Raw genomic sequence first — 8,480 nt, forward strand, 5'->3', positions numbered from 1 at the left:
CCCAACCGCGAGGAGTTCCCCTACGCGATCCGTCAGGTGTCCGAGGCCCTGGGCTCCAACGGCTCGACGTCGAGGGGCTCGGTCTGTGCCTCGACGCTGTCTCTGCTGAACGCGGGTGTGCCGCTGCGTGCACCTGTTGCCGGCATCGCGATGGGTCTGGTCTCCGATGAGGTCGGCGGCGAGACCCGCTATGCGGCGTTGACAGACATCCTCGGCGCCGAAGACGCACTCGGCGACATGGACTTCAAGGTCGCCGGCACCAGCGAGTTCATCACTGCGATCCAGCTCGACACGAAGCTCGACGGACTTCCGTCCGACGTGCTCACCGGTGCGCTGACGCAGGCCCGCGATGCGCGACTGACCATCCTGGGTGTGCTCAACGCAGCCATCGACACGCCGGACGAGATGGCACCGACCGCGCCGCGCGTCATCAGCGTGAACATCCCGGTCGACAAGATCGGCGAGCTGATCGGCCCGAAGGGCAAGACGATCAACTCGATCCAGGATGAGACCGGTGCGCAGATCTCGATCGAGGAAGACGGCACCGTCTACATCGGCGCCGTGGATGGCCCGTCAGCCGAGGCCGCTCGTGCGCAGGTGAACGCGATCGCCAACCCGACCAACCCCGAGGTGGGTGAACAGTTCCTGGGCACGGTCGTGAAGATCGCGACCTTCGGCGCGTTCATCTCGCTGCTTCCGGGAAAGGATGGGCTGCTGCACGTCACTGAGGTGCGCAAGCTCGCCGGTGGCAAGCGTGTGGAGAACGTCGAGGACGTGCTCTCTGTCGGGCAGAAGATCCTCGTGAAGATCACGAAGATCGACGACCGTGGCAAGCTCTCGCTGGAGCCGGTGCTCGATGATGCACCGGCAGCAGAGACTGCTTCGGAGGGTGCTCCCGCCGAAGCCTGAGCTGTCTGAAACGGCCCGGATCTCGTTGTTGTCAGCGGATCCGGGCCGTTTTGCGCCTGTTGTGATCGAAAAGTTATGAAAAGATCACCGGTGTCGTGACGCATTGGTCAGCGCATCGGGGGATCTCCCTTACCCTCGAAGTACGCACCGGGGGGTGCGTGCATAGAAACCGGCGAGTTTCTCCGGTGGATGCGCGGAGGTGAGAAGGATGGGACTGTTCAGCACACGGGCAGCTGATCAGTCATCGCGCGCGCAGGGCTCTGCGATCGAGCATCCTTCTGCCCCGATCCCCGTGGTCGGTCCCGGTGTCGGCGAAGGCATCCGCGCGACACTGGGGGAAACGGGGCTGGAGACCTTTCCGCTGATTCTCGGCGCTGCCGAGTTCGGTTGGAATGTCGATCTCGAGACGAGCCACGCGATCTTGGACCGTTACGTCGAGTTCGGCGGCAACGCGGTGCACACCGCCGACGGCTACTCCGGTGGCCGCAGCGAGTACATCATCGGCCAGTGGATGCACTCGCGCAGCCGCCGTGATGACGTGCTGCTGCACGTGCGAATCGGAGCCCACGCCGACAATCCCGGACTCGATCCGGTCAACCTCGTGCGCGCCGTGGAAGGTTCGCTCACTCGCCTTGGCGCCGAGCGCATCGACGTCGTGCATCTCGATGCGTCGCTGGACGCCGACACGAGTCTGGAAGACATTCTGGCGACAGCGGAATGGCTACGTGGTGCGGGAAAGATCGGCGCCGTCGGCGCCTTTCGGTTCACGCCGGAGCGCCTGGTCGAAGCGCGGATTCTGGCTTCCGCCGGCTACCCGCGCATCGAAGTCCTCGACGAACCGTACAACCTGATCCGCCGAGATGCGTACGAAGGTGATCTTCGCCTCGTCGCGGGAGCACAGAGCCTGGCGGTGACGCCCTCGCACGCGCTTGAGCATGGTTTTCTCTCTGGCCGCCATCGCAGCAAGTCTCGCGTCGCACAGGGTGTTCGCGGAGAGCAGTTGCGTGGACATCTCAATCGCCGAGGCATTCGCATTCTGCGCGCCCTCGACCAGGTGGCCACACAGGTGCAGGCTCCGGTCGCGGCCGTGTCGATCGCATGGCTGCTGGCGCAGCGTACGATCGCGGCCCCCATCGTCAACGCCTTCGCGATCCAACACGTCGACGAGCTCATGCAGGGTGCCGGCATCAGCCTGACCCGAGCGCAGGTCGCGGAGCTGACCCGCGCCGGAAACTGAGCCCGCTCACGCTCAGGCCGCCGCAGCGCCGGAGGTGTGACCTAAGCTGGAAAGACGCCTGGGCGAAAGCCGACGACGACGAAGCGAGTGGGTTGTGACGCATTACATCTATCTGGTCAGACACGGTGAGCAACAGGACGCAGAACACGGACTCGATGACGGACCCCTCTCGCCCCGTGGTGTGCGGCAGGCAGAAGCCATCGCTGACCGGCTGTCCGGCCTGCCGCTGGACGGGGTCTGGCACTCGCCGCTCATCCGCGCCACAGAGACGGCGCGAACCATCGCCGAACGGCTCCCTGCCGTGAGCCCCATTCCTTCGGCACTCCTGTTCGATTGCGTGCCGACCGGCATGACCGACGAGACACCGGCCGTGTACGAGCCGTTCTTCGGCGCCCTGACCGAGGCCGAGGTCGAAGCCGGGCGTGCGCAGATGGCCGATGCCATGAGCAAGTTTCTCGTGCGCAAACAAGACGAGGCGCACGATGTTCTCATCACCCACAACTTCGTGATCTCCTGGTTCGTGCGCGAGGTTCTCGGTGCGCCGGATTGGCGGTGGATGACGCTGAACCAAGCCAATTGCGGCTTGACTGTCATCGCGCAGAAGCCCGGTCGGCCCTGGACGCTGATCACGCACAATGATCTGGCTCACCTGCCGGTCGAACTGCGCACCGGGCTACCGGAGCAGATGCCGATCTGAGCACCGAACCGATCTGACCGGCGAGCATTGCTCCGCCGCGCCGACCTGAGCGGCCCGGCGTGCCGTCGAGGCTGAATAGACTGAATGCATGACCAAGCAGGTGGCTCTTGTCGGCGGTACGGGCAAGCTCGGGACGATCATCCACAAGGTGATCGATGAGCTCGACGGATTCGAAGTCGTGCGCGTGCTCACCTCATCTAGCGATATGAACGAGATCGATGGTGTCGACCTCGTCATCGACGCGACGACGCCGCAGGTGAGTGTCGACGTCGTCCGCGCAGCGATCGATCGCGGTATCAACGTGCTCGTGGGCACCTCGGGCTGGTCGGCCGAGCGCATCGCTCTGGTCAGGCCCCTGGTCGAGGCGGCCGGCTCCGGCGTGGTCTTCATTCCGAACTTCTCGCTCGGCTCTGTAGTCGGATCGGCCTTCGCCGCGGCCGCCGCACCGCTGTTCGCCTCGGTCGAGATCATCGAAGCACACCGTGACACCAAGATCGATTCTCCCAGTGGTACCGCGGTCCGCACGGCCGAGCTCGTTGCAGCCGCCCGCACCGAGCTCGGGCCCGTCAATGCGCCGCACGTCGATCAACGCGCCCGGGGTCAGCAGGTAGCCGGCGTGCCGGTGCATTCCCTACGTCGCCCCGGAGTCATCGCGCGCCAGGAGGTGATTCTCTCCGGCCCGGGTGAGTCGCTCACGCTCACGCACGACACCGTTGATTCCGCGCAGGCCTACGCGCCCGGCATCCGTCTCGCCGTGCCGTTCGCCTACACCGCGGAAGGCGTGATCGTCGGGCTGGAGAACATGATCGAAATCGGCGTCCAGGTTCGATCATGATGACGCGTATCGGGGTTGTTCTCATCGCAGCAGCCCTGGTGCTCTACTTCGTGCTCATGGGGCAGAAGGCTGTGCTGTTCATCCTCAGCGGTGAGCCCATCGGCATCGGAATGGGCATCGCTCTGCTGGTTCTGCCGCTGATCGGCGTGTGGGCATTGATCCGCGAGATCCAATTCGGTGTCCGCGCCGAGAGACTCGGCGCGCTGCTGGATGCCGAAGGCGGCATGCCCGCGGCCGAGACTGAGCTGACGCCGAGCGGACGCCTTGCCAAGGCGGATGCTGAGCCGATGGTTGCGCGGTATACCGCCGAGGCCCATGCGGCAGTCGACGACTGGCGTGCGCGTTATCGCCTGGGTGTCGTTCAGGACGCGGCCGGGCGGCGTAAGGACGCCCGAGCCAGCATCCGCGCCGCCATCGCGCTCTCCGAGCAGAAGCACTGAACGTTCAGCCTCTGCTCGGAGTACACGATCGTCAGGCGAGGGTCGCCTCGAGCGTGATCTCGATGCCAGCCAGCGCCTGAGACACAGGGCATCCGGTCTTGGCGCCGTCGGCGATCTCTTGGAACTGCTCCTGGGTGAGTCCGGGAACGGTCGCGTTGACGTTCAGATGACTGCCCGTGATCCCGACGCCGGGCTTGAAGGTCACCGATGCCGTGGTGTTCACGCGCTCCGGGGGAGTGCCGTTGTCAGCGAGCGCGTTGGACAGTGCCATGCTGAAGCACGACGAGTGCGCTGCCGCGATGAGCTCTTCCGGCGTGGTCGTGGTGTCAGAGCCTTCGCTGCGGGCTTTCCAATTGATGGGGAATGTTCCGAGATTCGACGACGAGAAGGAGACGTTGCCGGATCCCTCCATCAGGGAACCGTTCCAGACGGTGGCGGCTTCACTGGTGACGGGCATGTTTTCCTCCAGAGGTCGTGGCGGGGTGTCTCGTCAGCCTACCCACGAACCATCTGGGGTGGAACAGCTCAGATCACGCGGTGCGAGTGGCGCGGCCGGTGATGCCGAGTCGCACGAGCAGCAGGTAGATCTGGCAGCCGAGGCAGAACGCGAAAGCGGCGTTGAGGAAAGCGGCGATGAACGCCGCGGCGGCCGCGATGGGCAGAGCCCACGGCACGCCGATCAGATGAAGGGCCAGGCCGATCGCGACGACAGCGAGCCCGACGCCCTGGGCGAAGCGCGGCGGACGCGGGTCTTCGAGCTCTTCTGGTGGCGTCAACCGTGAGCGCACGAGCCGTCGGAAGAGCACGCCCCACGGCGCCGTGGCAGGGGACGCGACGCCCCACAGGAACAGCGCCGCGATGATGGCGAGCAGAAGGACCCCAGGATCGAGGGCGCGCTGGCTCAGATCAGCCGAGCGGATCGCCCAGTTGTCGTCGGCGACGACCGCGAAAATCACCGCTCAGCGGCATGAGCGCGAGCCATCCTCCCGGCAGCGTCGCGGTCGAGATGCCGGCCAGGGAGAGCACAGTCGCCACGAGCAGAAGCATGGCGGTGATGCTGGCCGGCGAAGCGCGGGCCGCGCGGGTCGATACCGGTGGGTTCGGTCATGTCTGCTCCCTTGTGGATGCGACGGCGGGGGTGGAAGCGACCGGCTCACGGCGGAGCATGGTGTCGAGTGCATCATTGATCGTGTCTCGCGCCGGGACTCCGCCCCAGCGGAAGCGCACGATGCCCCTGGAATCGACGAGGAACGTCGTCGGCGTCTGCAGCACGCGGTAACGCGCCGCGAGATCACGGCGATCGGTCAGGTCGATCTCGACGTTCGTGACGCCGGAGCGCTCGTCGGCCAGCACGCCGATCAGACGGCGCACTTGTGGGCAGCGCGTGCAGAACTCGGTGCTGAACTGCACGAGAGTCGCACCGGGGGCCAGCGTCGCGCCGTCCAGATCAGCGACCTCGAGGCGCAGCTGATGGCCCGTTCGGCGCCGTCCGTCCAGCATACGCAGCACGAGGCCGGCTCCGAGCGCGAGCACGAGCACGGCACCGGTGAGTAACAGCGCGGTCGACAGGGGCATCCTCTGAGAGTATTGCGGCCCGCCGGCGTTCGGGCGGATAGGACAGTCGATGACGCGTCACGGCATCCGCCACCACGATGCATCCTGCGGGTATCCTGGCAAACATGAGCGCAGGCATCCCCACACCGTATGAAGATCTGCTCCGCGATGTGCTGGAATCCGGCGCGCATAAGGACGACCGCACCGGGACCGGGACGACAAGCGTGTTCGGCAGGCAGCTGCGCTTCGATCTGTCGCAGGGATTTCCGCTGATCACCACCAAACGGGTGCACTTCAAATCCATTGCGTACGAGTTGCTCTGGTTCCTGCGGGGGGACTCGAACGTCACATGGTTGCAGGACAACGGCGTCACCATCTGGGATGAGTGGGCGGATGCCACGGGAGAGCTGGGACCGGTCTACGGCGTCCAGTGGCGGTCGTGGCCGACACCGGACGGCGGTCACATCGACCAGCTGGCCCAGGTCATCGAGCAGATCCGCGACACCCCCGATTCGCGGCGCCTGGTCGTGTCGGCGTGGAACCCCGCCGACATCCCCGACATGGCGCTGGCGCCGTGCCACGCCCTGTTCCAGTTCTACGTCGCCGACGGCAGACTCTCGTGCCAGCTTTACCAGCGCAGCGCCGACATGTTCCTCGGGGTGCCGTTCAACATCGCCAGCTACGCGCTACTGACGATGATGATCGCGCAGCAGACCGGACTTGAGCCCGGCGACTTCGTCTGGACCGGAGGCGATTGCCACATCTACGACAACCACCGCGAGCAGGTCGCCGAACAACTGACGCGTGAGCCGTTCGCCTACCCGGCTCTGCGCTTCGCGCGTACGCCCGAATCGATCTTCGACTACGAGTTCTCCGACTTCGTCGTCGAGGATTATCAGCATCACCCGCCCATTCGCGCGGCGGTCGCGGTATGACCTGGGTCGGCCTGATCTGGGCGGAGGCCGTCGGCGGCGTGATCGGCGCCGAGGGCGGGATGCCGTGGCATGTGCCAGAAGATCTGGCGCATTTCAAGGAGATCACCCTCACGGCTCCCGTCATCATGGGGCGACGGACCTGGGACTCTCTCCCGGAAAGGTTTCGGCCGCTTCCGGGGCGCGAGAACATCGTGATCACCCGGCAGCAGGACTGGCAGGTGGAGGGGGTGCGCCGGGCGGCGAACGTCTCCGAGGCGGTGCGCGGTCACGACCGCGTCTGGATCATCGGAGGCGCTGACATCTTCAGCCAGGTGATCGGTGACGCCGACCGGCTCGAGGTCACCGAACTCGACGTCGATGTCGACGGAGATGCCTATGCGCCGGTTAAGACGGGATGGCGGCTCGTCGACGAGGGGGAGTGGCAGACGTCGCGCACCGGCATCCGCTATCGATTCCTGGGGTATGAGCGCTGATGCCCACGGCACTGATAACCGGCGCCAGCGCAGGGCTGGGCAGAGAGTTCGCACGGCAGCTCGCCGCGCGTCGTGCAGACCTCGTGCTTGTTGCGCGCTCTGCTGACGTTCTCGACGAATTGGCCGAGAGCCTGCGCCACGACAACGGCGTGGCCGTCGAGACCCTTGTGGCCGATGTCACTGATGAAGCAGGGGCGCGTCGTGTCGCCGAACGCCTCGCGGATGCCGATGATCCGGTCGACCTGCTGATCAACAACGCCGGATTCGGGCTGCCGTTGCGCTTCGCCGACAACGACATCGACGATGAGGTGCGACACCTGCGGGTGCACGTCGAAGCTCCGATGCGACTCATGCACGCCGCCCTCGGTGTCATGCGCGGCCGCGGCGGCCGCATCATCAATGTCGCCTCGGTCGCGGCGTTCATTCCGCGCTCGACCTACGCGGCCTGCAAGGGGTGGCTCGTCTCTTTCAGCGCGTGGGCGAATGCGGAATACGCCCGCGACAGGGTGAGCGTGACGGCGCTGTGTCCCGGGTTCACGCATACGAGCTTTCACGAGCGCATGGGCCTCGCACCCGGTGAAGAGGGCATCGCCGGGTGGATGTGGCTCGACGCGCCTCGCGTCGTGCGCGAAGGGCTACGCGATGCTGCCCGAGGGAAAGCGCTGTCGGTGCCCTCGTGGCGATACACGCTGATCGTGGCTGCAACGCGGCTTCTGCCGGCATCGTTGCTCTCTGCGGTCGGTCGTCGCGGACGTATGTGAGCCGTTTCGGGTCCTCGCGCGTCGCGGGCAGGGTCTCAACACCGATACTCTGGGAGCATGACGCTCTCGGGTAACCCCTTCGGACAGGTTCTCGTCGCGCTCGTCACTCCGATGACGGCCGACGGCGAGGTCGATTGGCCCGCGGTCGAGAAGCACATGGACGACGTCATCACCGCTGGCGCGGACGGCATCGTCGTGACCGGAACGACCGGCGAGACCTCGACGCTGACCGACCCCGAGAAGCTCAAGCTCGTCGAAGTCGGCAAGTCCGTCGCATCCGGGCGGGCGAAGATCATCACCGGCGGCGGTTCGAACGAGACCGCCCACGCCATCGAGCTGTACAAGGCCAGCGAGAAGGCCGGCGCTGACGGCATCATGATCGTCACGCCCTACTACAACAAGCCCACCCAGGCGGGCATTCTCACGCATTTCCGTCTCGTCGCCGACTCCACCGATCTGCCGGTGATTCTCTACGACATCCCCGGTCGCACGGGCGTGCCGATCATGTACGAGACGCTGCTGCGCCTGGCCAACCACCCGAACATCCTCGCTGTCAAAGACGCCAAGGGCGACTTCTCTGAGGTGAGCCGGGTGCTCAACCAGACCGATCTGATGTACTTCTCCGGTGATGATGCCAAC

13 protein-coding genes are annotated in these 8,480 nt (G+C 65.7%); 9 read left to right on the forward strand and 4 right to left on the reverse strand.

Features of this window, described 5'->3' with window-relative positions:
- The 5 genes from Q1J95_RS12175 to Q1J95_RS12195 all read left to right on the forward strand — a co-directional run.
- On the forward strand, window positions 1-909 hold a 909-nt coding region (locus Q1J95_RS12175; protein ID WP_300267896.1), incomplete at its 5' end, for a S1 RNA-binding domain-containing protein.
- Window positions 910-1,117: 208 nt separating this feature from the next.
- Complete coding sequence (locus Q1J95_RS12180) at window positions 1,118-2,146, forward strand: aldo/keto reductase (RefSeq protein WP_300267901.1); 1,029 nt, start codon at window positions 1,118-1,120, stop codon at window positions 2,144-2,146.
- A 94-nt stretch (window positions 2,147-2,240) separates the two neighbouring features.
- A complete protein-coding gene (locus Q1J95_RS12185; protein ID WP_300267903.1) occupies window positions 2,241-2,843 on the forward strand; it encodes a histidine phosphatase family protein in 603 nt (200 codons plus the stop codon).
- Between the two features lie 88 nt (window positions 2,844-2,931).
- The gene (gene dapB / locus Q1J95_RS12190; RefSeq protein ID WP_300267905.1) at window positions 2,932-3,678 is read left to right on the forward strand and encodes a 4-hydroxy-tetrahydrodipicolinate reductase; all 747 of its coding nucleotides are present in this window, start codon (window positions 2,932-2,934) and stop codon (window positions 3,676-3,678) included.
- The gene (locus Q1J95_RS12195) at window positions 3,675-4,118 is read left to right on the forward strand and encodes a hypothetical protein (RefSeq protein ID WP_300267908.1); all 444 of its coding nucleotides are present in this window, start codon (window positions 3,675-3,677) and stop codon (window positions 4,116-4,118) included. Before dapB ends, Q1J95_RS12195 begins: the two co-directional genes overlap by 4 nt.
- 31 nt (window positions 4,119-4,149) lie before the next feature.
- Here the strand turns inward: Q1J95_RS12195 and Q1J95_RS12200 are convergent, their stop codons facing one another.
- The 4 genes from Q1J95_RS12200 to Q1J95_RS12210 form a co-directional block, all read right to left on the reverse strand.
- Window positions 4,150-4,575 carry an OsmC family protein gene (locus Q1J95_RS12200; RefSeq protein ID WP_300267911.1) on the reverse strand — a complete coding sequence of 142 codons (426 nt, stop codon included), beginning with the start codon at window positions 4,573-4,575 and terminating at the stop codon, window positions 4,150-4,152.
- Window positions 4,576-4,648: 73 nt separating this feature from the next.
- Window positions 4,649-5,074, reverse strand: a complete 426-nt coding sequence (locus Q1J95_RS12205) for a DUF4395 domain-containing protein (RefSeq protein WP_366945555.1) — start codon at window positions 5,072-5,074, stop codon at window positions 4,649-4,651.
- Window positions 5,025-5,165 (reverse strand): hypothetical protein, encoded by a 141-nt coding sequence (locus tag Q1J95_RS15720; RefSeq protein ID WP_366945556.1) that lies wholly within the window; start codon window positions 5,163-5,165, stop codon window positions 5,025-5,027. The genes Q1J95_RS12205 and Q1J95_RS15720 overlap by 50 nt, the downstream gene beginning before the upstream one ends.
- Before the next feature lie 57 nt (window positions 5,166-5,222).
- Complete coding sequence (locus Q1J95_RS12210) at window positions 5,223-5,693, reverse strand: thioredoxin family protein (protein ID WP_300267913.1); 471 nt, start codon at window positions 5,691-5,693, stop codon at window positions 5,223-5,225.
- Between the two features lie 104 nt (window positions 5,694-5,797).
- Here Q1J95_RS12210 and Q1J95_RS12215 point away from each other — a divergent pair, with 104 nt between their 5' ends.
- The 4 genes from Q1J95_RS12215 to dapA form a co-directional block, all read left to right on the forward strand.
- Complete coding sequence (locus Q1J95_RS12215) at window positions 5,798-6,607, forward strand: thymidylate synthase (protein WP_300267914.1); 810 nt, start codon at window positions 5,798-5,800, stop codon at window positions 6,605-6,607.
- On the forward strand, window positions 6,604-7,080 hold the full coding sequence (locus Q1J95_RS12220; RefSeq protein ID WP_300267917.1) for a dihydrofolate reductase: 477 nt from the start codon (window positions 6,604-6,606) through the stop codon (window positions 7,078-7,080). Before Q1J95_RS12215 ends, Q1J95_RS12220 begins: the two co-directional genes overlap by 4 nt.
- Window positions 7,080-7,841 (forward strand): SDR family NAD(P)-dependent oxidoreductase, encoded by a 762-nt coding sequence (locus Q1J95_RS12225; RefSeq protein ID WP_300267919.1) that lies wholly within the window; start codon window positions 7,080-7,082, stop codon window positions 7,839-7,841. Before Q1J95_RS12220 ends, Q1J95_RS12225 begins: the two co-directional genes overlap by 1 nt.
- Window positions 7,842-7,898: 57 nt before the next feature.
- A partial coding sequence (gene dapA / locus Q1J95_RS12230; RefSeq protein ID WP_300267920.1) for a 4-hydroxy-tetrahydrodipicolinate synthase occupies window positions 7,899-8,480 on the forward strand: 582 nt, incomplete at its 3' end.

The sequence above is a fragment of the Microbacterium sp. genome, assembly GCF_029263575.1.
Classification (GTDB): domain Bacteria; phylum Actinomycetota; class Actinomycetes; order Actinomycetales; family Microbacteriaceae; genus Microbacterium.